The organism is Gordonia polyisoprenivorans, assembly GCF_017654315.1.
Lineage (GTDB): Bacteria > Actinomycetota > Actinomycetes > Mycobacteriales > Mycobacteriaceae > Gordonia > Gordonia polyisoprenivorans_A.
Map to the genome: position 1 here is coordinate 5,811,552 of NZ_CP072203.1, position 25,767 is coordinate 5,837,318.

Sequence of the window (25,767 nt, forward strand, 5' to 3'; positions counted from 1 at the left end):
ACGACGCCACGAAGGAGGCGATGAATGTACCTCGGCGCGCAGCTGTTCACCGACAGCGAGTACGAGCGGAGGCTGACCCGGGTGCGCGAAGCGATGGATCTGCAAGGTCTTTCGGCACTCATCGTCACCGAACCAGCGAATCTCTTCTATCTCATCGGCTACAACGCGTGGTCGTTCTACACGCCACAGATGCTGTTCGTGCCCATCGAGGGCGACATGGTCTTCTTCGCCCGCGAGATGGATGCCCATGGCGCACACCGCACCACGTGGCTTCCCGAGGAGCAGATCGTCGGCTACCCGGAGAGCTACGTCCACCGGCCCCACGTCCACCCGTTCGACTGGGTCGCGTGGGCACTGCGCCAGCGCCACCTCATCGCCCCGGCGTCCAAGGCCGGTTCGGTCGGCCTGGAGATGGATTCGCACTATTTCACACCGAAAGCCTATCGGGCCCTGTACAACGCGATCCCGGAGTGGAAACTCGTCGACGGCTTCGAGCTGGTCAACTGGGTCCGGTCGGTCAAGTCCGACGCCGAGATCCAGCTGATGCGGCAGGCCGGGATGGTGTGCTCGGAGGCGATGCGCGCGGCGATCGACACCATCGATGTCGGTGTGCGGCAATGCGATGCGGCAGCCGTCATCTCCCAGGCCCAGATCACCGGCACCGAGGAGTTCGGCGGCGACTATCCGGCCATCGTGCCGATGATGCCGACCGGCGCGGCCGCCGACACCCCGCATCTCACCTGGCACCAGGGGACATTCGTCGAGAACGAGGCCGTCGTCATCGAATTGACCGGCGCACACAACAGATATCACTGCCCACTCGCGCGGACCGTCGCGCTCGGCAAGCCGTCCAACGATCTGGATTACGTCGCCCAGGCCACCGCCGAAGGCCTGAACAATGTGCTCGACGCGATCCGTCCCGGGGTGCCGACCCGCGAGCTCGCCTCCACCTGGAACTGGACCCTCGCCAAGTACGGCCTCGAAAAGCCGTCCCGGCTGGGCTATTCCATCGGTATCGGCTATCCACCGGATTGGGGCGAACGCACCATCAGCATCCGCACCGAGGACGAGACGATCCTGGAGACCAACATGACCTTCCACATCATCTGCGGAATGTGGATGGACAACTACGGTTTCGAGCTGTCCGAGTCGGTGCGCGTCAGCCCGACCGGTGTGGAGACCTTCACCAGTTTCCCCCGCGAACTGATCCAGAAATGAGGTGAGGACATGACCACCATCCACCCCGCCGCCACGCACACTGCCCCCACGATCCCACTCGCCGGACGCGCCAAGGATCTCGTCGGATCCATGATCGACTCGTCGACCTCGCTGCTGGCTGCACAGAGCCACGACATCGTGCGATTCGCGATGGGCTCCCCCGCCGACGAGGCGGTGCCCGCCGACGAGTTCCGGGAGATCGCCGGGGCGATCCTCGACAACACCTCGTTCACCTACGGCGCCACCGAGGGCGAACCACGACTGCTGCAGTTGCTCGTCGACTACCTCGCCACCACCCCGGACCCGTCGAGCCACGACCGGCTCGTCATCACCACCGGTGGCATGCAGGGCCTCGACTTGGCCTCCAAGTTGTTCGTCGATCCCGGCGACCTCGTCGTCGTCGAGTCGCCCACCTACACCAACGGCAGCGCCACGGCCCTGTCCTACGGCGCGCAACTGCTCGAGGTGCCGGTCGACGACGACGGCATGCAGATCGACACCCTCGTCGACCTCGTCGCCCGCACCCGCCGCACGCCCAAGGCGATCTACACGATCCCGACGTTCCAGAATCCGTCGGGCGTCACGCTGTCGGAGGAGCGCCGCAGAGAACTTCTGCGGCTGGCCCACCATTGGGGTGCGGTGATCATCGACGACGACCCGTACGGGCTCCTGCGCTTCGCCGGCGAAGACATCCCCACCTTCCAGACCCTCTCGCCCGCCGATCCGCTGGTGTTCTCGGTGCGCACCTTCTCCAAGATCCTCGCGCCGGGCTGGCGGGTCGGCTGGGTTGATGCCGACCCGTCGCTGCGGCAACTGCTGATCAACGGCAAACAGGCCATGGACACCTGCACCAACGTCCCCAATCAGCACATCGTCGCCGAATACATCTCGCGCGGCGGCCTGACCGATCACCTCGCCTCGCTGCGCACGCTCTACCGGGCGCGCAAGGACGCGATGCTCGACTCCATCGGGCGCCATCTGGGCGAACATGTCACCACCACCAACCCGGAGGGCGGCTTCTTCCTGTGGCTGACCCTGCAGGGCGAGTTCGCCGAGATCGACACCCGCGAACTGTTCGAGGTGGCCTTGGCCGACGGCGTCGCCTTCATTCCCGGCCCGGCACTGTCCCCGGGCGGGCGCTTCCGCAACGCCCTGCGCCTGTGCTTCGCCTCGAGTACTCCCGAACGAATCGAGGAGGGTATCCGACGCCTGACCGGCAGTCTTGAGAAGATGACCGGGTGAACGGTGCACCCCGACCCCTGCCGATCGACGCCCTGCCCATCGACGCCGACGAGATCACCGATCTGACGGTCGCGCTGGTGCAGGCGCCCAGCGAGAACCCCGGCGGCACCGAGGCACAGGCCGTCGCCGTCCTCGAGAAGGCATGCCAGAACGCCGGGTTCGTGGTCAGTACGCATGAGGTCGCGCCCGGCCGGCCGAATCTCGTCGCCACCCTGCCCGGCGGCAACGGCCCGGGTCTGATGTTCCTCGGTCACTCCGACGTCGTGCCCGCGGGCCCCGGATGGACCGGCGACCCCTACCGTGCGCGCATCGCCGACGGATCGATCATCGGCCGCGGCACCACCGACATGAAGGGCGGGCTCGCCGCGATCGTGACCGCCATGTCGGCGCTGGCGTCCTCCGGCGTCGAGCTCACCGGCCCGGTGCAACTGGTGTGCACGGTCGACGAGGAGGAACACGGCAGCGGCGTGCGGGATCTCGTCACCGATCACCCCGGCGAGTTCCTGGGGTGCGTGGTGGCCGAGCCGACCGATCTCACCGTTGTCCGCGGATGCCGCGGCGCGTCCTACATCGAGATCGACGTGACCGGTCGCGCCGCGCACTCCGGACGCCCCGACGACGGCCGCAGCGCCATCTACGCCGCCGCCGCGATCGTCGACCTCATTCGCGCCGACCACGAGGCGATGACCGCCCGCGCCGACGGCCTACTGGGTTCTGGGACATGGAATGTCGGCACCATCTCCGGCGGGCAGGGCATCTCCGTCGTCGCCCCGATGGCCGCGCTCGGCATCGACCGCAGGCTGATGCCCGACGAGACCGCCGGCGGCGTCGCCGACGCGCTACGCACCCGAATCGCCCAGGCGGGCATCGATTCCGACGGCATCGGCGTCGACGTGCGGGTCACCATGGAGATGCCAGGCTTCGAGACACCCGCCGATCACCGCCTCGTCGCCACCGCTGTCGGCGCACTCGAGAGCCTCGGCGTCGCCACCTCCGTGGGCGGGTGGAGCGCCGCCTGCGACGGTGGCTTCGTCAGCCGCGACCTCGGCATCCCGGCCGTCGTCTGCGGTCCCGGCGACATCAACACCCAGGCCCACCAGCCCGACGAGACCGTCCGGATCGCCGACGTGGTCACGGCTGCAAGGGCATACACCCAGATGGCCCTGACCCTTCTCGGTCCGCGCGCCTGAACGCCCAATTTTCCGGTGGTCGAGGTTGGTCGAGGTTGCCCCCGGGCCCCGGCCCCGATAAGTCGAGGTTGGTCCCTGGTCCCGGTGGTCGAGGTGCGACGAGCGATAGCGAGGAGCCTCGAGACCCCTTGCACCGCTGCCGGTTTCCCATTGTTGCACCACCCGCGTTCACCACATCACCCCGCGACCGTCAGCTCCGCACCCCAACATTTTCGTCGGCGACCGCGAAATCCTCGGTCCGCTCCGGGATCTCGGTGCCGCGGATCGAGCAGCCCGCGGTCTCCTTGAGGAACATCATCGCGATCATGCCGATGGCACACGCCCCCATCATGTAGATGGCCGGGAACAGCAGCCAGCCGGTGTCGCCGACGACGGCGTCGTTGACCAGCGGAGCGGTACCACCGAAGGCTGCGGTGGCGACGTTGTAGGAGATGGCGAACCCCGCGTAACGCACCTGGGTCGGGAACATCGCCGGGAAGGTCGCCGAGATCGTGGCGAGCTGCGGTATGTAGAGCAATCCGAGAACGACGAATCCGATGATGGCCCAGGCGAATCCCTGACCCATCAGCCAGTACAGCGGTAGCGCGAGCACGAAGAGGCCGATCAGCGAGCCCCACCACATCGGTTTTCGGCCGGTCCGATCCGACCACGCACCGAAGAACGGGATCGCGACCATCATCGCGAGCTGGCCGATGAGCACAACGGTCGAGCCCGACGACTCCGACAACCCGATCGTGCTCTTGAGGTAGGTCGGTTGGTAGGCGAGCAGGGTGTAGTTGACGACGTTCAACGCGATCACCATGCCGAACATGGTCAGGATCGGCTGCCAGTAGTTCGAGAGGAGATCCTTGAACCTGGTCCAGGCCGTGCCCTTGATCTCGTTGTCCTGCTCGAGTTCCTGAAAGACCGGGGTGTCCTCCATCTGCGAGCGCAGGTACAGACCGATGAGACCCATCGGCAGCGCGATCAAGAACGGGATGCGCCAGCCCCACGTCTGCATCTGATCGTCACTGAGGAGCAGTTCGAGCAGCAGCACGATCGCGGTGCCTGCCGAGAAGCCGGCAAGGGTGCCGAATTCGAGGAACGAGCCGAATCGGCCGCGCTTTCGATCGGGGGCGTACTCGGCCATGAACGTTGCGGCGCCGCCGTATTCGCCGCCGGTCGAGAATCCCTGGATCACGCGCAGTGTGATGAGCAGAACCGGTGCCCAGATCCCCGCCACCGCATGCGTGGGCAACACACCGATCAGTGCCGTTGCCCCCGAGATGAGCAGGATCGTCATCGCCAGCACGGACTTTCGTCCGATCCGGTCGCCGATCGGCCCCCAGATCATGCCGCCGAGCGGACGCAACACGAACGAGATCGCGAAGCCGAGCATGGTGCCGATCGTGCCGAGATGACCGGGAAAGAACGCGTGGGTGAGATAGGTGGTGGTCGCGGCGTAGACGCCGTAGTCGTACCACTCGGTGGCGTTGCCGATTGCCGATGCGGCGATCGCTTTGCGCAGTAGCGCTTTTCCTTCGCGCGATTCCGGATCGGGCGCGAGATCCTCATATGTTGCCGAGGAGTTTGCCGTAGCCATCTGTGCCTTCCTGGTGGAGTCGGGGCCAGTGTCGTCGGGCTGACTCACATCGGTGGGCGATGATCGCGAGGGCGATGTCGATCGCGTTGCCTTACAACGCGATCTCCGCAGTGGACCCGGACCCCTCCTGTCCGCCCACGGCGTCACCGATCAAGCGGTGCAGCCCATCCCTCATGTGTTCGATCATCAGCACGTCGGCCGCCTGCGGATCTCCTGCCGCGATGGCGTCCACCAATGCCTGGTGTTCGTCGATTCGTTCCTTTCCCGAGGCGTACGTTCCTCGCATGGCCCGCAGACACATTCGCGTCTCCACGCGGATCGTCTCGTGCAGCCGCGAAAGACGCTGACTACCTGCGGCTTCCACCAATCGCTGATGGAACCGCATATCCGCTTCGGCCATGGCTTCACCGTTCGGATCATCGATGCACTCACGCATCATGGCCACCGCATCATTGAGGGCCGCAACCGATTCCGGGTCATCGGTGGAGATGACCTGCTCGATCGCGGCCCGTTCGACGGCGGTGCGTGCTATGTACATGTCGCGTATGTCGTCATCGTCCATCGAGACGACGAACAGACCCCGGTTGCGGTGGCTCACCAGCAGACCCTCTGCGGTGAGCCGCTGCATCGCCTCGCGCAACGGACCACGGCTGACCCCGAGGTCGGCAGCCAGACCCGATTCCGTCAACTGCGAACCAGGCGGAAAACTACCGTTGGCGATGGCCTCATGCAACTTCCGGGCGATGATCGCAGGTGTGGACTCCTGCACGATCGGCGCCAGCACGCGTTTGCGTGCGGAGGCCGAACCATCATCCCCAGCAGACCGCATATTCGCCATCTCTGTTCTTCCTTCTTACTCGCTGCACGGCCCAATGTCAGCTTTCCGCTGCGCATTTCGGCCAGCGCGCACCGCATACAACCCGGTGAGCTGCGACGACGCGTCTGAGGCGGAGATTTGTCACGAAGACCACCCGTCGCATGCCGCAGCGTCAATTGTTAGATTGTTGACAATCTACCCCGATGGTCGGTCCGGTGACAACAACATCGGACTCATTCCCGAACGAACCGGTAGCCCATCCCCGCCTCGGTGAGCAGATGCCTGGGGTGAGCAGGGTCCTCCTCGAGTTTGCGGCGCAGGCTGGCAAGGTAGACGCGCAGATAGTTCGACTGGCCGGTGTATGTCGGCCCCCACACACCGGTCAGGATCTCGCGCTGACCCACCAACTTGCCCTCGTTGCGCACCAGCATCTCCAGCACTCCCCACTCCGTGGGAGTCAGATGTACCCGTTCGCCGTCACGCGTGACCTGTTTGGCGCCGAGGTCGACCGTGAACGATCCGGCCGACACCACCGGGTTCTCGGCGCTCGGCTCCCCCGACGAACCCGCCCCGCGTCGGATCGCGGCCCGCAAACGTGCGACGAACTCTTCCATCCCAAAGGGTTTGGTCACGTAGTCATCGGCACCGGCATCGAGGGCGGCGACCTTGTCGACAGCCTCACCGCGGGCCGACAACACGATCACCGGCACGTTCGTCCACCCGCGCAGACCGGCGAGCACCTCGAATCCGTCGATGTCGGGGAGCCCCAGATCCAACACCACCGCCTGTGGGTTGGTCTTGGCCGCCGCCGCCAGGGCGGCCGCACCGGTCGCCGCGGTCGTGACGTCGAAGCCGCGTGCTTTCAGGTTGATCCGCAACGCCCGCAACAACTGTGGCTCGTCGTCGACGACGAGCACGCGTGCCCCGTCAACCATGCGTCACCCCCTCCACGGGAGCGGATCGCTCCGACTGTTCGGTGGCGGGCAGATCCACCACCATCGTCGTGCCACCACCGGGGGTGTCGACGACGGCGAGGTTGCCACCCATCGTCGAGGTGAAACCCTGGGCCACCGAAAGACCCAGCCCCACACCGCCATCGGAGCCGTTGCGATCGAAGCCCTGGCGGAAGTCGTCGAAGATCTGCTCACGCCGTTCGACCGGAATCCCGGGCCCGTGGTCGACGACCTCGATGATCGTGCGCGGCGACTGCGGGTCCGACTCGTCGAGCGAGGTCGCCACCTCGACCTGCCCGCCGCCGTGGCGCACCGCGTTGTCGATGAGATTGGCCAGCACCCGTTCCAGCAACCCGCCGTCGGTCCATGCCCAGACATGACCGAACCGGAAGGTGATCCCCGCGGCGGCCGGTCCGCTGCGGTTGGCCGCCCGATGCACCACCTCGACGAGATAGGTGCGAGCCATGTTCGGACGGATCGCACCGGCCTCGAGCCGCGACGAGTCCAGCAGGTTGGCAACCAGAGCCGAGAGCTGATCGACGGATTCCTCGATGGTGGCCAACAATTCGGCGGTGTCCTCCGGCGAGAACGTCACCTCCTCGCTGCGCAGACTCGACACGGCCGCCTTCGCACCGGCCAGCGGGGTACGCAGATCGTGGCTCACCGCCGACAGCAACGCCCGCCTGAGCTCGTCGGTCTGCGTAAGGGCCCGCGCGGCGGCGGCCCCGGCCTCGAGGTCGGCGCGTTCGAGGGCGGCGGCCGCCTGGGTGGCGACCGCCGTGAGCACCCGACGATCCTGCGCCTCCGGCGACGCCCCGCACAGCAGCAACTCGTACTCGTCGCCCCGCGCGGGCAGAACGGTATCGGCTTCCGAATCACGTTGTGGTGGGCCCTCTCCCACCGCCGCACTGACCTCGACGGTCCCGTCGGCCCGGCGGCGCACCACCGACACCGCACGCTGATCGTAGGTCTCCCGGACGCGTTCGAGCAGACCCGCCACATCCGCGCCGCCGAGGACGGCGTCACTGAACACCGCCAGCAGTTCGGCCTCACGCGCCGCCCGTTGCGCCTGCACCCGCCGGACCGTGGCCGAATCCACCAGCGCAGCAACCGCTATCGCGATGACGAGCATCACCAGGATGGTGATCAGATTGTCCGGCTCGTTGATGGTCAGGGTGAACCGCGGTGCGGTGAAGAAGTAGTTGAGCAGAACACCGGAGACCACCGCCGACAATGCGGCCGGCGCAACACCGCCGAGCATCGAGATCGCCAGCACGGTGACGAAGAACAACGCTGTCTCACTGGCGAATCCGAGCCAGCGGTCGAGGATGGCCAGGATGCCCGTCATCACCAGCGGTACCACCACCGCCAGGACCCAACTCAGCGGCCGGTGGAACCGGGTCTCGCGGATGTCGAGGCGGTTGCGTTTCGCGGTCTCCTCGTGGGTGACCATGTGGACGTCGATCCGTCCGCTGCTGGCGACGACCGTCGCGCCGACCCCCTCGTCGAAGATGCGCTTCCACCGCGGCCGCCGAGACGTGCCGAGTACCAGCTGGGTCGCGTTGACCCCGCGCGCGAATTCCAGCAGCGTGGTGGGGATGTCGTCGCCGACGATGGAGTGCACGCGCGCACCGAATCCGGCGGCCAGTTCGGTCAGTTCGGACAGTTCCACACCGGAGCGTCCGGCCAGCCCGTCACCGCGGACCACGTGTACGACGATCAGCTCGGCACTCGACCGTGAGGCGATGCGGCTGGCGCGGCGGATCAGCGTCGACGATTCGGCCCCACCGGTGATCGCCACCACCACCCGTTCCCGAGCCTCCCAGGTATCGGTGATCGCATGCGCGGCACGATAATCGGCCAGATTGTCGTCGACGCGGTCGGCCAGCCACAGCAACGCCAGCTCACGCAGGGCGGTCAGATTGCCCTGACGAAAGTAGTTGGCGAGCGCGCCGTCGATCCGGCCACTGGGATAGACCTTGCCCGCCGAGAGTCGTTGCCGCAGTGCCTGCGGGGCGATGTCGACGAGCTCGATCTGGTCGGCGGCGCGCACCACCGCGTCGGGCACGGTCTCCCGCTGGGTGACGCCGGTGATCTGGGCGACCACATCGTTCAGACTCTCGAGATGCTGGATGTTGACTGTGGTGAGCACGTCGATCCCGGCATCCCGGAGGACGTCGATGTCTTGCCAGCGCTTGGCATTCGCCGATCCCGGGACGTTGGAGTGGGCGAGTTCGTCGACGAGGGCCACCTGCGGGTGGCGGGCCAGCACCGCGTCGAGGTCCATCTCCTCCAGCTCGGTACCCCGGTAGACGATGCGGCGTCGCGGTATCACCTCGATGCCCTCGATCAGACCGGCCGTCGCCGACCGCCCGTGGGACTCCACGACGGCGATCACCACGTCGGCGCCCTCACCGATCAGATCGTGTGCGTGCGCAAGCATCTCATAGGTCTTGCCCACGCCCGGGGCGCAGCCGAGGAAAACCTCCAGGGTGCCCCGGGCGTCGGCAGTAGAAACCATGCGTCCGAGTCTATCGGCGAAGTGCCGTCACGACCGGCACACGGTGTGTCCCAGGGCGAGATTCACCTCGAGCACATCGACGGTCGGCTGACCCAGGAAGCCCCACTGCCGGCCGGAGGTGTGCGCGTCGATGATCGCCTGGACCTGTGCGGGGGTGCGGCCGCTGTTGCGGGCGATGCGGGGTACCTGCAGTGCCGCGTATGCCGGACTGATGTCGGGGTCCAGACCCGACCCGGAACCGGTGACCGCGTCGACCGGCACCGCCGTCGGTGCCACCCCTTCGCGCTGCGCGATGATCTTTCGGCGCGCCTCGATCTCGGTGGCCAGCGTCTGGCTGTTGGGTCCCTGGTTGCTCGCCGCCGACGACGACGGGTCACCCGGCGCCATCGGGTTGTCGGCCGATCCGAGCACACGGGCGTGCAGGAACGAATCAGGCTGTCCGGCAACGGGTTGTGGGTCGATTCCGATGATCGAGGAACCGGCTGCGCAGCCACGGGCGTCAACCACCTGGGAGCCCTCGGCGGCGTGGGTGTCCAATCGGGAGGCCGCCCACACGACCGCCGGATAGGCGACGCCGACGACGACGGTCAGCGCGAGCAGGACACCGATCGCGGCGACACACTGCCGCACGAAGGTGGAGATGACGGTGTTCATGACTTCCTCACCCCATTCCCGGAAGGAAACGGACCACGAGATCGATCAACCAGATCCCGACGAACGGTGACACGACGCCACCGAGGCCGTAGATCAGCAGATTGCGGCCGAGCAGGCGCGAGGCCGAGCTGGGCCGGTATTTGACGCCACGCAACGACAGCGGGATGAGCGCGACGATGATCAGGGCGTTGAACACGATCGCCGAGACGATCGCCGACTGCGCCGAATGCAGGTGCATGATGTTGAGCACGTGCAGTTGCGGATAGATGACCGCGAACATCGCCGGCAGGATCGCGAAGTACTTCGCGAGGTCGTTGGCCAGCGAGAACGTCGTCAGCGCGCCGCGGGTGATCAGCAGTTGCTTGCCGATGGCGACGACCTCGATCAGCTTGGTCGGGTCGGAATCGAGGTCGACCATGTTGCCGGCTTCCTTGGCCGCCGACGTCCCGGTGTTCATGGCCAGCCCGACGTCGGCCTGCGCCAGCGCGGGGGCGTCGTTGGTGCCGTCGCCGGTCATCGCGACCAGCCGCCCACCTGCCTGTTCGGACCGGATCAGGGCGAGTTTGTCCTCCGGGGTGGCCTCGGCGACGAAGTCGTCGACGCCCGCTTCGTCGGCAATCGCCTTGGCGGTCAACGGATTGTCACCGGTGACCATCACCGTGCGGATGCCCATCGCCCGCAGTTGCGCAAAGCGCGAACGCATTCCGGGCTTGACCACGTCGGAGAGCTGGAGGGTACCGAGGATGCGTGCGCCGTCGGCGTCGTGGACGGCGACCAGTAGCGGCGTGCCACCACCCTGCGAGATCTCGGCGACGCGATCGGTGACGACCTCCGGTACCGAGCCGCCGAGCCGGCCGATCCAGCGGGTCACCGCGTCGGCGGCGCCCTTGCGGTATTCGACGTCGGACGGGCCGTCGTGCAGATCGATTCCGCTCATACGGGTTTCGGCGGTGAAGGCCACGACGTCGTAGTTCGGGTGAACACCACCGCGCGCCGCGTCGGCGTCATCGGCGGCCATCGGGGTGACCTGATGCTCCTGCAGACAGAGATCGACGATGCTGCGGCCTTCGGGGGTGTCGTCGGCCAGACTGCACCGATACGCGGCGGACGCGAGGTCGGCAGTGGAGGTGTCGGGACCGGGGAAGATCTCGGTGGCCGGCCGGTTACCGAAGGTGATGGTGCCGGTCTTGTCCATCAGCAGGGTGTCGATGTCGCCGGCGGCCTCGACCGCGCGGCCCGACATCGCCAGCACATTGCGTTGCACCAGTCGATCCATCCCGGCGATACCGATCGAGGACAGCAGCGCCCCGATCGTCGTCGGGATGAGGCAGACCAGCAACGCGATCAACTTGATCGGATCGGGGCTCTGCCCGGCGTACTGCTGCATCGGGCCGACCGCGACGACGGCGAGCAGGAAGATCACCGTCAGGCTGGCGAGCAGGATGTCCAGCGCGATCTCGTTGGGGGTCTTCTTGCGGGCGGCACCCTCGACGAGCGCGATCATCCGGTCGACGAAGGTCTCTCCGGGCGCGGTGGTGATCTTGACGATGATGCGATCCGACAGCACGACGGTGCCGCCGGTGACAGCGCATCGGTCACCACCGGATTCGCGGACCACCGGCGCGGATTCGCCGGTGATCGCCGACTCGTCGACGGTCGCGATGCCCTCGATGACGTCGCCGTCACCGGCGATCACCTCACCGGCCTCGACGATGATCCGGTCGCCGACCACGAGATCGCTGCCCGAGACCGAGACCGTCGAACCGTCGGCACCGATCCGTCGGGCCATGGTGTCACGCTTGACCTTTCGCAGGCTGTCCGCTTGCGCGCGGCCGCGTCCCTCGGCGACGGCCTCGGCGAGGTTGGCGAAGATCACCGTGAACCACAGCCATGCGGCGATCAGCCAGGAGAACCACGACGGCCGCCAGATCGCGAGCACCGTGGTGACGATGGCGCCGAGGAACACCACGAACATCACCGGATTGCGGGCTTGGTCCTTGGGGTTCAGTTTGCGCGCCGCCTGCGGCAGCGAGGTGATCAGGCTGCGGGCGTCGAATGCGCCGCCCGACACCAGTTCCGGGGAGTCGGCGGACTCGTCGGTGGGCTGGTGTCCGCCGTCGGTCCGGTCGATCGTATCCACACTCACAGAGCTGCCTCCGCGATCGGTCCCAGCGCCATGGCCGGGAAGAAGGTGAGTCCCGCGACGAGCAGGATGGTTCCGAACAACAACGCGCCGAACAGGAGTCCGTGCGTCGGCAGGGTCGATGCGGTGTCGGTGCGGGCCTCGAGCGCGACCGCGCCACCGGCCTCGGCGTCGTCACCGACCGCCGCCTTCTCGATGGTCGAGGTGCGAGGCGCCCCCTTCTCGATGCTCGAGGTGCGAGGCGCCGCCTTCTCGATGGTCGAGGTACCGGGCGCCGCCTTCTCGGTGGTCGAGGTGCGAGGCGCCCCGGCGCCGAGCCTCGAGACCTCCTGCCCCGCTGCTGGTTCCAACCCACCGGCCTTCGCACCCCGCGGCCGCTGGCGCGCCAACAGACCGGCCAACGCCAGCACGAACACGATCGGCAGGAACCGGCCGAGGAGCATCGCGAAGCCCAACGAGCTCTGGAACCAGTCGCTGGTCACGGTCAGCCCACCGAATGCGCTGCCGTTGTTGTTGGCCGCCGACGCGAACGCGTAGAGCACCTCACTGAATCCGTGGATCGACCCCGCGGTTCCGGGCGACCCACCGTTGCCCTGCGCGTCGAGTGTCGAGGAGAGGACCACCGTGATGCCCGCACCGATCAGTACGAGTGCCGGCATCACCAGCACATAGAGGGCTGCCATGGTGATCTCGTTCTGCCCGAACTTCTTTCCGAGGAACTCCGGTGACCGTCCGACCAGCAGTCCGCCGACGAAGACGGTGACCACCGCCATCATCAGGATTCCGTAGAGTCCCGAGCCCACGCCGCCCGGCGCTACCTCGCCGAGCAGCATGTTCCACAGCAACACACCGCCACCACCGGCTGAGAAGCTGTCGTGTGCGGAGTTCACCGCGCCGGTCGAGGTTCCCGTCGTCGACACCGCGAACAACACCGACGCCGGGATGCCGAATCGTTGTTCCTTGCCCTCCATCATCGCTCCCGCGACCTGCGCGGCCACACCGTTGGTGCGCGACTCGAAGTACCAGGAGACGGCCAGCATGATGCCCCACAGTGAGGCCATCACACCGAGCAAGGTGTATCCCTGGCGGCGGTCACCGACCAATGTGCCGTAGGTCCGTGTGAGACACACCGGGATGATCAGCAGCGCAATGATTTCCACGATGTTGCTCAGCGGCGTCGGGTTGGAGAACGGGTGGGCCGAGTTGGCCGAGAGGGTTCCGCCGCCGTTGGTTCCGAGTTCTTTGATGGCCTCCTGTGAGGCGAACGGTCCGACGACGCTGTGTGCCGACCCACCGTTGAGCGTGGTGAAGTCGAAGCCGGTCTTGAACGATTGGACCGCACCCTGTGTGATCAGGATGACGGCCATGATGATGCTCAGCGGTAACAGGATTCGGATGACACCACGGACGAGATCGACCCAGAAGTTGCCGAGCTGACCATCGCCGCGCCGGTTCACCAGTCCACGGATGAGCGCGACGGCCACCGCGAGGCCCACCGCCGCCGACGCGAAGTTCTGCACCGCCAGCCCGATCATCTGGGTGAGGTTGCTCATCACCTGTTCGGGTGAGTACGACTGCCAGTTGGTGTTCGAGACGAAGGAGACCGCCGTGTTGAACGCGGTCGCCGGGTTGATCCCGGGTTTGCCGTCGGCCCAGGGCAATACACCCTGCAGTCGCTGCAGCAGGTAGAGGAACACGACGCTGACGACCGAGAAGGCCAGCACCGCAAGGGCATAGCCGACCCAGGTCTGCTGGCGCTTCGGATCGATCCGGGCGAGGCGATACAGCACTCGCTCGGCCCCGAGGTCACGTTCGCTGCGATAGACCGAGGCCATGTAGTCGCCCAGCGGCACATAGGCCAGGCCCAGCACCACGAGGAGGAGCGCCACCTGCAAGGTGGCGGCCAGAGCGGGATTCATCGGGCTCAGAACCTTTCCGGGAAGATCAGCGCGACCATCAGGTAGACGGCCGTCACCACCGCGAGGGCCAGCAGGACGACGTTGATCACGCCGTCGGCGGTCATCGCCGGATCCTCACGTCGACGGCGCGCACGGCGAGCACGCACAACGCGAAGCCCACCAGTGCGGCGAGAACGTACAGGAAGTCAGCCACTCTCACTCCTCACACCGCAACCGTCGAGTCACCCGACGGCCATGCCGATGCACCGGCCGGCGGCCGGTGCGCAGGACAACTCTGCGCTCCCGATGCCGATCGGACGAAGCGCCTTAACGCGATCAATACGCGCGGGCAGGCAATGTTGACGCGACCTTCTCACCGGCGGTCGCGACGGCCCGACTCGTCGATCATCACGCCATGACGCCGAGGGATCCGAACAGTTCACGGCGCGCGTCAAGGACACGTCAAAATCCCAGCGCACGGCGTTGAGAACGTGTGAGAACCCCTTACCGCGCACGGATCGGCGGATTAGACCTGAGGTCATGAGCAGCACAGCACCGCGGCGCATCGTCGCCGGCGACTATCGATGGGGATACGTGCAGATCGGTTATGCCCGCCAGTGGGTCCGTGACCGGATGGTGCTCTACCCGCCGGGGACCTCGGTCGAACAGCGCCGCTGGATGCGGGCGTGGCGCTGGCTACCGGCGATCGTCGCGGCCATTGTCCTGGGTACGGCGTTCGTCTGCGGATACGTCAATTCCGCGCTCGTCGTCGCGTTTGCGGTGGCGATCGCGGTGTCGGTGGGGTTGGCGATCGTGGTCGCCGAACGCACCCGGAGCATCCGTATGGCATCGGTGTCCGTCGAGGGCTGGACGGGTCCCGACGCCGACCTGACGTCGCTGTCGAACATCGCGCTGATCCGGCGCATCTCCGCGCGACTACGCGATGCCGACTCCGACCTGCGCGACGGTCGAATCGACGAGGTGGAGTACGAGGTCATCTGGGCGAGCTGTCACACCGACATGGCGCAGATCCTGCGGCTGACCACCCCTGACAAGCCGGTGTTCGAGCGACCGCGGTTCCGCAAGGCGAGCACCCAGACACCGGAGCGGCGCCACAGCTCGGCCCTCAGGCGACAGGCCTGATCGCGAACCCGATGGTGCCCGCTGATCCGCGACGCAGTTTGCTGCCGACGATCACGAGTCGGGCGAGTAGCCCATACTTTCCGACCAACAACTTCTTGGCGCGATCGGTGCCCGCCTCGTCGAGCAGCTCGGCCCGACCCTCAACCGGATTGCCCTCCAACGTCTTTCCCATGCGATCACACGCCTGGACGACGACCTTCTGATTGCGGCGGAGACGTTTGATCTTCCACGAGTCGGCAGGCGTCCACATGAACATCTCGTTGCCCTCGGTGACGCCCCACAGCGGCGAGGACACCGGGGTGCCGTCCTTGCGGTAGGTCGTCAGGAGAACGAACTTGGCGGTGGTGGCGGCGTCGAAGGGCGCGCCGGTGTTGCCGTGCGGGTCGCTGGTCACGGGTCCATCGTAGAGCTGCGCTCGCCGCGAACTTCGCAGAAGGTGCAAGTCATGTGGACGTAGGGCGTGTGGGCGTAGAAAGAAATGATGCACCGGGACAGCGATATGCGAGACGGGACCGACCCGTCACGAGAGGCGCTGCTCTCGGAGCGAGCACGCACCACCGCACTGATCGACGCACTGTCACAACGACTCTCGGCGGTCATCGAGGCGACCGCCGACGAGGCCGCCGACGACGAGCACGACCCCGAGGGCTCGACGCTCGCGGTGGAACGCGGCCAATTGGTGGCCCAGGTCGAGCGATCCCGGGCGCGTCTGGTCGAGATCGACGCAGCCCTCGAGCGCGTCGGCCACGGCGAGTACGGGCGGTGCGAGACTTGCGGCTCGCCGATCGGCGCAGAACGCCTGGAGGTGCTACCGGCCGCGCGGCAGTGCGTGGCCTGCGCGATGCGCAACCCGACCTCCCGGTGGTGACGCCACACCACCCGCCGACAGCGCCCCTCCCCCCCCGCGACAGCGCCCTCCCCTCCCGCGACAGCGCCCTCCCCCCCCGCGACAGCGCCCTCCCCACCCGCGACAGCGCCCTCCCCACCCGCGACAGCGCCCGAAATATCGTTGACAGCGCTCAATAAGCGCATCCGGAGCGCTCTCGGCGCCACCGAGGGCGCCGTCGGCGACGTGACGAGCGCCGTCGCCGGCTTGGTGTTATCAAACCGTTATCCGCGTTGCTAATGCGTCGCGTTTGGTCACGGGCCGTGGTGGCAACCCGAATCGGTACATAGCGTCGAGACGCAGAGGCCGGACACTGGTGATTCGCCACTGAATCAACATCGGATGTCTGCCCACCCAGCCCCTAAGGAGTCCGATGAGCACACACGACGATGATCTCGACGTGCTCTTGACGCGTGTCGGCTCCGGCGATCAGGCGGCCTTCGAGCGGTTCTACGACCTCACCTCGGCACGCGTCTACGGTATGACCCGACGTGTGTTGCGCGACGCCGGGATGAGCGAGGAAGCCACCCAGGAGGTGTACCTCGCGGTGTGGCGCTCGGCGGATGGGTTCGTGGTCGGCAACGGCTCGGCAATCAGCTGGTTGATGACCCTCGCGCATCGTCGCGCGGTGGATCGCGTGCGGTCGGAGACTGCCAGCCGACGCCGCACGATCGATTACGGCACAGCCGATCTCGGCTCGCGGGTCGAGCGCGACGTGGTCAGCGAACTCGCCGAGCGTCACGATACGAATCGCGAGATCCGGTCGAGTCTGTCGGTCCTCACGCCACTACAACGCGAGTCGATCGAGCTCGCCTACTTCGAGGGGCTGACCTACCGGGAGGTGGCCGATCGTCTCGGCGTCGCGCTACCGACCGTCAAGTCTCGAATCCGCCAGGGACTCAAGCGACTTGCCCCACAGATGTCGGGCGTTGCGGCGTAGCAGCCGGCTCAATCTTGAGCAATCGGGGTGTTCTGACCGGCGGTCACCCACCACCGTCCGTCCCGCTCGACCAGCACGTACATCGCCATCTCGGAGAAACCACCCCCACGTGCGTGGCGTCCGATCTGGGCAACCACCACTCCGGGCGCGATCATTGCGGCCTGCGCCACCGAGAAGTCCGACGGTGGCGCCACGGCTTGAGCGAACAGCCGCTGATGAATCCCGTTCAAGGTGAAGAAACCCTGCAGTACCGCACCTTTGGGTGATCCCCAGAGAATGTCGGCGGCGAACATCGCGTCGTAGGCATCCGCGTCCGAGCGGTCCATTCCGAGCTGTAGCGCGGCGACGAGTTGATGCGCCACGTCGAGCGCGTCCGGATGGGCGGGCGCGAGGTACGGCCTATCACCGTGGTTCGTCATGGCAACGACGGTAAGACCTCAAGCTCGATTGAAGTCAAGCCGTCGTGGCACGTCGCCCTACTGCACCTGACGCCACCAGCGTCGCGCCAGCCGGCGCACACCGCCGCCGTCACGGATCGGGATCTGCGTCACCCGAAGTGTGCCGAGCACCGGGATGCCGAGTCGCCGACGAAGGCGGAAGTCGATCATGTACGACCACAGCAAACCCAGCGCGAGTTGACGTCCGCCGACGCGGTCGAGCACGCGCATCCTTGCCAGCGCCCGGTCGAAGTTGCGTTGGTCGCGATCGGTCCAGTCCCACCCCATAAGCTCCCGGAATCGCGGCGGCAGGTTCGCGCGGGTCATGAATTGGTAGTGCTTGCCCAGCAACAGTGGGAACGGACGTCCGAGCGGCCCCCACGCCTCGAGAACGAACTCCAGGTTCGACAGCGTCTCGAAGTCCCGCCTCACCTCTGCGGAGATGGACAGATGCTCTTCCATGCCTTCCCAGTACTGGGTGAACTCCGCCCACGTCTGCGGCCAGGACGCCGGACGCACGTTGACGCCGGTGGCCAGCGGCCCGCCGGCACGGACGAGGACGTCGAGCTCGGCGGTGGTCAGATCGCCGTAGAGGATCGTGTACTGGTCGAGATAGAAGCGGAAAAGGCAGGCGGCGACCCACAATTGGAGGTCAGGACTGTTGCCGCTGTAACGCACCGGACTGTCCGGGGTGGAAACGACGGGTTTGTGCATCTGCGCGACCTCTGCGCGCAGCTGATTCTTCTCATCCTCGGTGCCGAGCAAGGCCACCGCGAGATAGGTACCGGTGGTGCGCGTGCGCTTCATCGGATACCGCCGCGGGCTACCGGACACGACGCGACTCTCGTTGACGCCCGCACCGACCGGCGGCAACGACAGTTGCATGATGATGTTCGCGACGCCGCTGGTGAGGCCCTCGACGGTGATCAGGTCGAGCATCGTCGTCGGATGTCGGCGGCCGACCGGCGCCGTTCGGGTCGTCGTTGCGCTCACCATGACCCAGCCCCTATCTGGATACAACTGTTACCAAATGTGACGCTACTCTCACGCCCCGCCGTCGGTCAACGATCACCTCACGCCGGTCGCGGGTGTGCGGAGATCGCGGCATCGACGACCGGCCGGATCGCACAGTCGAACGCATGGTCGTTGACGAATCCGGCGGCCTGCATCAGCGCGAACATCGTCGTCGGCCCGACGAACCGCCACCCGAGCTTCTTGAGATCCTTCGACAGCGCCAGCGATTCGGGAGAGGTCGTCATCGAGCCCGGCACATGGTCGCGGTCGGGTGCGTACCGCCAGAAGAACGCCTCGAGGGAACCCTCGGCGTCGATGAGGTCCTCGGCGTGGCGCGCATTGTTGATCGACGCCTCGATCTTGCCGCGATGCCGGACGATGCCCACGTCACCAAGAAGCCGCGCCACGTCGGCCTCACCGAAGCGAGCAACCGTCGGAATGTCGAAGCCACTGAACGCTTTCCGAAAGTTCTCCCGTTTGGTGAGGATGGTCCGCCAGCTCAGCCCGGACTGGAATCCCTCGAGACACACCCGCTCGAACAAGGCGGTATCCCCCGACAGCGGGAATCCCCATTCGGTGTCGTGGTAGGTGGTCTCGGGCTCCCGAGCCGCCCAGGTACAACGGGAGACCCCGTCGTCCCCGACGATCACATCCGACATTCCACTCTCCTCGCGTTCCACCCGGCGAACGTATCTGTCGGGTCCGACAAATCGATCGTAGCCACCGAGAGGCCTGCGACTTTTCGGTATGGCACTGCCACTCTCAGCTCGAACACGCCGAGGAGGATCGAGGCCCGCTCGACCGACAGTCGAGGTGTCCTTCCCATCGGTCGTCGAGATGCCCCTCCCCCCGACAGTCGAGGTGTCCTTCCCATCGGTCGTCGAGATGCCCCTCCCCCCGACGGTCGAGGTGTCCTTCCCATCGGTCGTCGAGATGCCCCTCCCCCCGACGGTCGAGGTGTCCTTCCCATCGGTCGTCGAGATGCCCCTTCCCCCGATGGTCGAGGTGCGAGCCGCGTGCGGCGAGCCTCGAGACGGTGAGAATATGGGTAGGGCTTGACCGGGTGTTCTGACTTACCTCGAGACTGACCTCGAATTGGGTGTCTTCAAGTGGACCTGTCGGCATTCGGTGAAGCCCGGAATTGACACCTGGATTCGTGATGACTGGGCCGGGTGAGGTTATGACTTCATAGGAACCTGTCGGCTGCGGTTGGTCCGACTCTTCACCGTCCTGTCTGCCTCACCCGGCGTAGTCATCCTCCACCGAAGTGAAGGAGACAGGAACCGCAATGTCGAGCATGACTGTAGAGGGGGTGTCGACGCAACCGGTGTATGCCGGGGTCGATACCCACAAAGACACCCACCACGCCGGGATCGTTGACGATGATGGCCGGCAGATCAGTGACGCGCAGTTCGGTACTGATCGGGCCGGGAACGAGGCGATGCTGGAGTGGTTGGCCCAGTGGTGGGTGCATCGGGTCGCGGTGGAACAGACCGGTAGTTACGGGTTGGGGTTGAGCACGGTGCTGCGCGAGCATGGTTACACCGTCAAAGAACTCAACCGCCCGGATCCGACGGTGCGGGCCACGGTCGGCAAGTCCGATCCGGTTGATGCCTACACCGCGGCGCAGGCGGCGCGGACCGGGCGCGCCGATATCACTCCGAAGGATCATTCCGGGATCGTTGAGTCGATCCGAATGCTGTCCACGGCAAGGGCTTCGGCGGTCAAAGCGCGTAGTGTCGCGTTGAATCAGATCCGGGATCTGGTGATCACCGCACCGGTGTTACGGGAGAAGCTGGCGGGGTTGACGACCCGGAAAATGGTGGCGGTCATCTGGTCGTGGCGACCCAATCGTGGCGAGTTGGGTGACCCGGTACAGGGTGCGAAACTCGCGTTACGGGGAATCGCCGGACGGGTCCGTGACCTCGATACCGAGATCAAGGCCTACGACACCCAACTCAACACGCTGACCCGCCGGGCCGCGCCGCGGTTGCGGGCCCGCCCGCAGGTCGGTCCGATGATCGCCGCGCAGTTGTTGGTGACCGTCGGGCAATGCCCGGACCGTATCGGTAGTGATGCGCAGTTCGCGCGGCTGGCCGGGATCGCGCCGATCCCCGCGTCCTCGGGGAAGACCAGCCGGATGCGGCTGCACCGCGGTGGGGACCGCCACGCCAACTCCGCGGTCCACCTCGTGGTCATCGGCCGGTTACGTAAACACGAGAAAGCACTCGCCTACCGCGAAAAACGACGAGCCGAGGGAATGGCCGATAAAGACATCATCCGCGCCATGAAACGCCTCGTCGCCCGCGAACTGTTCTACGCCCTCAAAGCCGATCTCAAAGACCTCGACCACACCACAAAAAACGTCTCCCAGACCCCTTGACACGTTATAGGAACGTCCCGGCGAGATGACAAGCATCGCAACCACATCCACTACCCACTCGACGTGATAGAGCGCCCGGTCGACGAAATTCCACGCCCAGTCGATGAGTAGAAAAAGTTGTCCACAGATTTCTCCGGTCCGACGTTCGTCGCGCCGGTTTTGTCGGTACCCCTTCGTACACTTGTTCCCATAGGTTGAATCACCGATCACGGGAGGGGAGGTTGTTCGGATGTCGAGTGTGTTGACGTTCACCGACCCGGATGCCGACGCTGCCGCGATCACAGCCATGACACGCGACGAGCTCACCGAAACCGGCCCGGACCTGCTCCGCCAGTCCCGCAAATACGAGGCCCGGACAGTCCTGGCCGCTGCCGCGTTGGCGGAGCGGGTGTTTCGTGAGCATCTCGCCGGTCGACCCGAGACCGGTGTGTGGGGGTCGGTGATCGAACATGCCGAGAGACTCGGCCGGGCCGAAGTGTCGTTGCAGTTCAAGGTCTCCCGCAGCAAAGCCGGCAACTGGATAGCGTTGGCGGATCTGTTGGAGAAGTTCCCCCTGATCCGCGCCGTCTACCTGAATGGGGAACTGTCGACGAATCGGGTCTCGATCATGGCGCGCGCCGCGCAGCGTGGCGAGGACACCGACACCGACAGCGTCGATACCGGTGACGAGTCCGGTGACAACGAGGAGATGACGTTCGAAGAGATCGTCCTGGACTACGGATCCCGCGCCACCACCGACCCAGTGCTCTCGCAACAGCTTGACGCCGCGTTGATTTCGATGAACCCCGACAGCGTGATCGAGGACCGTGACACCATCACCGACCTGGTGGGAAACGTCACCATCACCCCCGATGTCGCGGGGCACTCCTCTCCGGATGCGGTTGTCCCCGCCCATTACGGGGTGTTCCTCACGACGCAGATCAACGCCCTCATCGACGAACGGACCTGCCGTAAAGACCCGCGCCGCGTGGGATCGCCGCGGGTCATCGCCCTTGGGAAGATCACCGGAGTCCCCGGAGCGCACCTCGACTGCGAATGCGGCTTGGAGACCTGCGCGAAAGGCGGTGCTGCCCGAAACGAGTCGGCGGAAACACCCGCCGACGCTGAGGACGCGGCAGCTTGGGACGACCTGCTGCCTGAACCAGTCGACGCCGATGCTCCCGAAGTCGAGGACGTCGAACGTTCAAGTGCGCCAGAAACTGCCGATGAGCATGACCCCGTTGAGCTGGTGGAGCCGGTCGCCGAACCCGACGTCCCCGACCCCATGGATGAGCCGACGCCGGATGAGGTGCCGGTGGCGTTCGGGCGGGCCCTGGTCGTACCCGGCGCACCTGTGTTGACGGTGGGCACTGACCCGGACGGGATCCTCGTACCCCGGTTACAGGGATACGGGCCCATCGACCGTGACTACGCGGCCACCCTCGCCGAGATCGCGAAAACCATCCACTACCCCGAATCCGCCCGTGCGGCTGGTCCGTTGATCCCGCAGATCTCCGACCGCGCACAGGCCCCACCGGCAGATCCGACCGGACACGGCGGGTTTACCGTGCCACCACCTGGGGCATTGACGTATGCACCCAGCGCCACACTGCGCGCTGAGGTGCTGGCCAACGATGTGTGGTGCCGATACCCCTACTGTGGCTGCCGTCACACCAGTGCGACCTCGACCACTGGCGACCCTTCAACCACACCGACCCCGAAGCCGGCGGGTGGACGGTGCTCGGTGATCTCATCCCACTGTGTCGGGCCGATCACCAACGCAAACATCTCGCGGAGTGGGTACCGGCGCTCTACACCGATCGGAGGGTGGAGTGGCAGAACCGGCACACAGGGCAGATCATCGTCACCTACCCGCGGTGACGGGGTTCTGCTGTGGGGTGGAACCAGCTGTGGCTCACCGGGTCTCGAGGCTCCTCGCTGGCGCTCGTCGCACCTCGACCATCGGAGGAAGGGCGCCTCGGCCATCGGGGGAAGGTCCTCGACCACCAGAAAAAGCGTATCCGAAGACGAGAGATGGGCTGCCCCACCGCAGTGGGACAGCCCATCTCCTGGGCGAAATCAGCCGAGCACCAACGACTCTCCGTCGGCGCTGACGTTGACCGGAACGATGTCGCCGTCGCGGATGTCACCTGCCAGCAGGGCTCGGGCGAGTTGGTCGCCGATGGACTGCTGTACCAGACGCCGTAGCGGCCGGGCACCGTAGAGCGGGTCGAATCCGCGCTCGGCCAGCCATTCCTTGGCCTTCGGTGTGACCTGCAGTTCCAGTCGACGCTGCGCCAGCCGCTTCTGCAGCTGTCCCAGTTGGATGTCGACGATGGACACCAACTCCTCGGGGCTCAGCGCATCGAAGATCACCACGTCGTCGAGACGATTGATGAACTCCGGCTTGAATGCCGCCCGCACCGCCGCCATCACGTGATCGGCGTCGCCGCCGGACCCCAGATTGGAGGTCAGGATCAGGATGGTGTTGCGGAAGTCGACCGTGCGGCCCTGGCCGTCGGTCAGGCGTCCTTCGTCGAGAACCTGCAGCAGGATGTCGAAGACGTCCGGGTGCGCCTTTTCGACCTCATCGAAGAGCACCACCGTGTACGGCCGACGACGCACCGCCTCGGTCAGCTGTCCGCCCTGCTCGTACCCGACGTAGCCCGGAGGGGCACCGACAAGTCGTGCCACGGCGTGCTTTTCGCCGTACTCACTCATGTCGATGCGCACCATCGCGCGCTCGTCGTCGAACATGAACTCCGCCAACGCCTTGGCCAGCTCGGTCTTGCCGACGCCGGTGGGTCCGAGGAACAGGAACGATCCGAGCGGCCGGTTGGGGTCGGCGACCCCGGCGCGTGCACGACGCACCGCATCCGAGACCGCCACCACGGCGGCCTGCTGCCCGACGACCCGGTGCCCGAGTTCTTGTTCCATGCGAAGCAGTTTGGCGGTTTCTCCCTCGAGCATCTTGCCCGCGGGGATACCCGTCCACGCCGACACGACCTGCGCGACGTCGTCGGGACCGACCTCCTCTTGCAGCATCACGTCCTGGTCGGGATCGGTGCCGGTCTTCTCGATCGCGGCCTCGAGTTCCTTCTCCAAGCCCGGGATTCGGCCGTACCGAAGCTCGGCGGCGCGTCCGAGATCACCGTCACGCTCGGCGCGATCGGCTTCTCCACGAAGGTTTTCCAGCTGTTCCTTGACGTCGCGGACGGCGTCGATGGCGGTCTTCTCCGACTGCCAGCGCGCCGAGAGCTCGTTGAGCTTCTCGCGCTGATCGGCCAGTTCCTGACGCAACTTCTCCAGCCGGTCCTTGCTCGCCTCGTCGTGCTCCTTCTCCAGCGCGACCTCCTCGACCTCGAGGCGTCGGACGACACGCTCGACCTCGTCGATCTCGACGGGGCGCGAGTCGATCTCCATCCGCAACCGCGAGGCGGCCTCGTCGACGAGGTCGATGGCCTTGTCGGGGAGGAATCGCGAGGTGATGTAGCGGTCGGAAAGCGTTGCCGCAGCGACCAATGCGGAGTCGGTGATACGCACGCCGTGGTGCACCTCGTAACGCTCCTTGAGGCCACGCAGAATGCCGATGGCATCCTCGACGCTCGGTTCCCCGACGTAGACCTGCTGGAAGCGGCGCTCGAGCGCGGCGTCCTTCTCGATGTACTTGCGGTACTCCTCGAGCGTGGTCGCGCCGACCAGTCGCAGCTCACCACGGGCCAGCATCGGCTTGATCATGTTGCCCGCATCCATCGCGGATTCGCCGGTGGCACCGGCGCCGACGATGGTGTGCAGCTCATCGATGAAGGTGATGACCTGACCGGCCGAACCCTTGATCTCGTCGAGCACGGCCTTGAGCCGCTCCTCGAACTCGCCGCGGTACTTCGCGCCGGCAACCATCGAACCGAGGTCAAGCGAGATGACGGTCTTGTTGCGCAACGACTCCGGCACATCACCCTCGACGATGCGCTGGGCGAGCCCCTCGACGATGGCGGTCTTGCCGACGCCGGGCTCACCGATGAGGACCGGGTTGTTCTTGGTCCGGCGGGAGAGCACCTGCACGACGCGACGGATCTCGGTGTCGCGGCCGATGACCGGGTCGAGTTTGCCCTCGCGGGCGGCCTTGGTCAGGTCGGTGGAGTACTTCTCCAGCGCCTGATAGGTCGACTCCGGGTCCTCGGAGGTCACGCGGGCGTTGCCGCGTACAGCGACGAAGGCCTCGCGCAATGCCTGCGGTGTGGCACCGGCGTTGTGCAGCAGTTTGGCGACCTCGGAGTCGCCGGTCGCGAGGCCGACGACGAGGTGTTCGGTCGAGACGTATTCGTCGTTCAATTCGGTAGCGAGCTGCTGGGCGGCACTGACCGCGGCGATCGACTCGCGCGACAGTTGCGGCTGAGCGCTGGCGCTGGCCACCGTCGGCGCGCGATCGACCATGCCCTGGGCCTGCGTACGAACAGTCGACGGATCGACCCCCACCGCCTTGAGCAGCGGCGAGGCAATGCCGTCGGACTGGTCGAGCAGAGCGACCAGGATATGGGCGGGACGCACGTCGGGGTTACCAGCAGCGGCCGCCGCCTGCACCGCAGCGCTCAACGCCTGCTGTGTCTTGGTGGTCGGGGTGAAGCTGTCCACTTCGGGTGCACCTTTCTCTACGTTCTTAAGTCGGTACGGCTCAAGTATGGCCGTTCGACTCCTACAACGCGAGCAAGGTTGAGTGTATTCCGCTCAACTTATGCAGTTTGGTGATCTGGGTCACATTCGTGGTTT

20 protein-coding genes and 1 pseudogene are annotated in these 25,767 nt (G+C 66.1%); 8 read left to right on the plus strand and 13 right to left on the minus strand.

The window, feature by feature from the left end; all coding sequences use genetic code 11:
• The first annotated feature begins 24 nt into the window (after positions 1–24).
• The 3 genes from J6U32_RS26095 to J6U32_RS26105 are packed head-to-tail and all read left to right on the plus strand — an operon-like array spanning position 25 to position 3,650.
• Positions 25–1,218, plus strand: coding sequence for a M24 family metallopeptidase (locus tag J6U32_RS26095; protein WP_208792811.1), 1,194 nt, complete (start codon positions 25–27; stop codon positions 1,216–1,218).
• A 9-nt stretch (positions 1,219–1,227) separates the two neighbouring features.
• Positions 1,228–2,460, plus strand: a complete 1,233-nt coding sequence (locus tag J6U32_RS26100; protein ID WP_208792812.1) for a PLP-dependent aminotransferase family protein — start codon at positions 1,228–1,230, stop codon at positions 2,458–2,460.
• Positions 2,457–3,650 (plus strand): M20 family metallopeptidase, encoded by a 1,194-nt coding sequence (locus J6U32_RS26105; RefSeq protein ID WP_208792813.1) that lies wholly within the window; start codon positions 2,457–2,459, stop codon positions 3,648–3,650. Before J6U32_RS26100 ends, J6U32_RS26105 begins: the two co-directional genes overlap by 4 nt.
• 190 nt (positions 3,651–3,840) lie before the next feature.
• Here the strand turns inward: J6U32_RS26105 and J6U32_RS26110 are convergent, their stop codons facing one another.
• The 8 genes from J6U32_RS26110 to J6U32_RS26145 form a co-directional block, all read right to left on the minus strand.
• The gene (locus tag J6U32_RS26110; protein ID WP_208792814.1) at positions 3,841–5,232 is read right to left on the minus strand and encodes an MFS transporter; all 1,392 of its coding nucleotides are present in this window, start codon (positions 5,230–5,232) and stop codon (positions 3,841–3,843) included.
• Between the two features lie 91 nt (positions 5,233–5,323).
• Positions 5,324–6,070 carry a GntR family transcriptional regulator gene (locus J6U32_RS26115; RefSeq protein WP_208792815.1) on the minus strand — a complete coding sequence of 249 codons (747 nt, stop codon included), beginning with the start codon at positions 6,068–6,070 and terminating at the stop codon, positions 5,324–5,326.
• Between the two features lie 212 nt (positions 6,071–6,282).
• The gene (locus J6U32_RS26120; RefSeq protein ID WP_208792816.1) at positions 6,283–6,984 is read right to left on the minus strand and encodes a response regulator; all 702 of its coding nucleotides are present in this window, start codon (positions 6,982–6,984) and stop codon (positions 6,283–6,285) included.
• The gene (locus J6U32_RS26125; RefSeq protein WP_208792817.1) at positions 6,977–9,523 is read right to left on the minus strand and encodes a sensor histidine kinase; all 2,547 of its coding nucleotides are present in this window, start codon (positions 9,521–9,523) and stop codon (positions 6,977–6,979) included. The genes J6U32_RS26120 and J6U32_RS26125 overlap by 8 nt, the downstream gene beginning before the upstream one ends.
• 27 nt (positions 9,524–9,550) lie before the next feature.
• Positions 9,551–10,177 (minus strand): potassium-transporting ATPase subunit C, encoded by a 627-nt coding sequence (locus J6U32_RS26130; RefSeq protein WP_208792818.1) that lies wholly within the window; start codon positions 10,175–10,177, stop codon positions 9,551–9,553.
• Between the two features lie 7 nt (positions 10,178–10,184).
• Positions 10,185–12,323 (minus strand): potassium-transporting ATPase subunit KdpB, encoded by a 2,139-nt coding sequence (gene kdpB / locus J6U32_RS26135; protein WP_208792819.1) that lies wholly within the window; start codon positions 12,321–12,323, stop codon positions 10,185–10,187.
• A complete protein-coding gene (gene kdpA, locus J6U32_RS26140) occupies positions 12,320–14,239 on the minus strand; it encodes a potassium-transporting ATPase subunit KdpA (protein WP_208792820.1) in 1,920 nt (639 codons plus the stop codon). The genes kdpB and kdpA overlap by 4 nt, the downstream gene beginning before the upstream one ends.
• 5 nt (positions 14,240–14,244) lie before the next feature.
• Entirely contained in the window at positions 14,245–14,343 is a 99-nt protein-coding gene (locus J6U32_RS26145; protein WP_020169933.1) for a potassium-transporting ATPase subunit F, read from the minus strand.
• Between the two features lie 415 nt (positions 14,344–14,758).
• Here J6U32_RS26145 and J6U32_RS26150 point away from each other — a divergent pair, with 415 nt between their 5' ends.
• Entirely contained in the window at positions 14,759–15,361 is a 603-nt protein-coding gene (locus J6U32_RS26150; RefSeq protein ID WP_208792821.1) for a DUF6611 family protein, read from the plus strand.
• On the opposite strand, the gene J6U32_RS26155 is transcribed toward J6U32_RS26150, so the two are convergent.
• Positions 15,345–15,755: a PPOX class F420-dependent oxidoreductase gene (locus tag J6U32_RS26155; protein ID WP_208792822.1), complete on the minus strand. Its 411-nt coding sequence runs from the start codon at positions 15,753–15,755 to the stop codon at positions 15,345–15,347. The two genes, J6U32_RS26150 and J6U32_RS26155, sit on opposite strands and share 17 nt — an antisense overlap.
• An 87-nt stretch (positions 15,756–15,842) precedes the next feature.
• On the opposite strand from J6U32_RS26155, the gene J6U32_RS26160 reads away from it, so the two are divergent.
• Positions 15,843–16,229 carry a TraR/DksA family transcriptional regulator gene (locus J6U32_RS26160; protein WP_208792823.1) on the plus strand — a complete coding sequence of 129 codons (387 nt, stop codon included), beginning with the start codon at positions 15,843–15,845 and terminating at the stop codon, positions 16,227–16,229.
• 391 nt (positions 16,230–16,620) lie between these two features.
• Positions 16,621–17,187 carry an ECF RNA polymerase sigma factor SigK gene (sigK, locus tag J6U32_RS26165; protein ID WP_208792824.1) on the plus strand — a complete coding sequence of 189 codons (567 nt, stop codon included), beginning with the start codon at positions 16,621–16,623 and terminating at the stop codon, positions 17,185–17,187.
• 8 nt (positions 17,188–17,195) lie between these two features.
• Here sigK and J6U32_RS26170 read toward each other — a convergent pair whose 3' ends face one another.
• The 3 genes from J6U32_RS26170 to J6U32_RS26180 all read right to left on the minus strand — a co-directional run bounded on the left by J6U32_RS26170 (position 17,196) and on the right by J6U32_RS26180 (position 19,297).
• Positions 17,196–17,606, minus strand: a complete 411-nt coding sequence (locus J6U32_RS26170) for a nuclear transport factor 2 family protein (protein ID WP_208792825.1) — start codon at positions 17,604–17,606, stop codon at positions 17,196–17,198.
• 57 nt (positions 17,607–17,663) lie between these two features.
• The gene (locus J6U32_RS26175) at positions 17,664–18,620 is read right to left on the minus strand and encodes an oxygenase MpaB family protein (RefSeq protein WP_208792826.1); all 957 of its coding nucleotides are present in this window, start codon (positions 18,618–18,620) and stop codon (positions 17,664–17,666) included.
• Between the two features lie 77 nt (positions 18,621–18,697).
• Positions 18,698–19,297 (minus strand): DNA-3-methyladenine glycosylase I, encoded by a 600-nt coding sequence (locus J6U32_RS26180; RefSeq protein ID WP_208792827.1) that lies wholly within the window; start codon positions 19,295–19,297, stop codon positions 18,698–18,700.
• A gap of 629 nt (positions 19,298–19,926) precedes the next feature.
• Here J6U32_RS26180 and J6U32_RS26185 point away from each other — a divergent pair.
• On the plus strand, positions 19,927–21,021 hold the full coding sequence (locus tag J6U32_RS26185; RefSeq protein WP_208792828.1) for an IS110 family transposase: 1,095 nt from the start codon (positions 19,927–19,929) through the stop codon (positions 21,019–21,021).
• A 229-nt stretch (positions 21,022–21,250) separates the two neighbouring features.
• Positions 21,251–22,881: pseudogene (locus J6U32_RS26190) on the plus strand (HNH endonuclease signature motif containing protein).
• A 198-nt stretch (positions 22,882–23,079) separates the two neighbouring features.
• Here J6U32_RS26190 and clpB read toward each other — a convergent pair.
• Positions 23,080–25,632 carry an ATP-dependent chaperone ClpB gene (clpB, locus tag J6U32_RS26195; protein WP_208792829.1) on the minus strand — a complete coding sequence of 851 codons (2,553 nt, stop codon included), beginning with the start codon at positions 25,630–25,632 and terminating at the stop codon, positions 23,080–23,082.
• Positions 25,633–25,767: the final 135 nt, after the last annotated feature.

Bases quoted from the DNA above. Each gene is read 5' to 3' on its own strand.
- J6U32_RS26095 (WP_208792811.1), top strand. From the start codon at position 25: ATGTACCTCGGCGCGCAGCTGTTCACCGACAGCGAGTACGAGCGGAGG.
- J6U32_RS26100 (WP_208792812.1), top strand. From the start codon at position 1,228: ATGACCACCATCCACCCCGCCGCCACGCACACTGCCCCCACGATCCCA.
- J6U32_RS26110 (WP_208792814.1), bottom strand. From the start codon at position 5,232: ATGGCTACGGCAAACTCCTCGGCAACATATGAGGATCTCGCGCCCGAT.
- J6U32_RS26115 (WP_208792815.1), bottom strand. From the start codon at position 6,070: ATGGCGAATATGCGGTCTGCTGGGGATGATGGTTCGGCCTCCGCACGC.
- J6U32_RS26120 (WP_208792816.1), bottom strand. From the start codon at position 6,984: ATGGTTGACGGGGCACGCGTGCTCGTCGTCGACGACGAGCCACAGTTG.
- J6U32_RS26125 (WP_208792817.1), bottom strand. From the start codon at position 9,523: ATGGTTTCTACTGCCGACGCCCGGGGCACCCTGGAGGTTTTCCTCGGC.
- J6U32_RS26130 (WP_208792818.1), bottom strand. From the start codon at position 10,177: ATGAACACCGTCATCTCCACCTTCGTGCGGCAGTGTGTCGCCGCGATC.
- kdpA (WP_208792820.1), bottom strand. From the start codon at position 14,239: ATGAATCCCGCTCTGGCCGCCACCTTGCAGGTGGCGCTCCTCCTCGTG.
- J6U32_RS26145 (WP_020169933.1), bottom strand. From the start codon at position 14,343: ATGACCGCCGACGGCGTGATCAACGTCGTCCTGCTGGCCCTCGCGGTG.
- J6U32_RS26150 (WP_208792821.1), top strand. From the start codon at position 14,759: ATGAGCAGCACAGCACCGCGGCGCATCGTCGCCGGCGACTATCGATGG.
- J6U32_RS26160 (WP_208792823.1), top strand. From the start codon at position 15,843: ATGCACCGGGACAGCGATATGCGAGACGGGACCGACCCGTCACGAGAG.
- sigK (WP_208792824.1), top strand. From the start codon at position 16,621: ATGAGCACACACGACGATGATCTCGACGTGCTCTTGACGCGTGTCGGC.
- J6U32_RS26170 (WP_208792825.1), bottom strand. From the start codon at position 17,606: ATGACGAACCACGGTGATAGGCCGTACCTCGCGCCCGCCCATCCGGAC.
- J6U32_RS26175 (WP_208792826.1), bottom strand. From the start codon at position 18,620: ATGGTGAGCGCAACGACGACCCGAACGGCGCCGGTCGGCCGCCGACAT.
- J6U32_RS26180 (WP_208792827.1), bottom strand. From the start codon at position 19,297: ATGTCGGATGTGATCGTCGGGGACGACGGGGTCTCCCGTTGTACCTGG.
- J6U32_RS26185 (WP_208792828.1), top strand. From the start codon at position 19,927: ATGTCGAGCATGACTGTAGAGGGGGTGTCGACGCAACCGGTGTATGCC.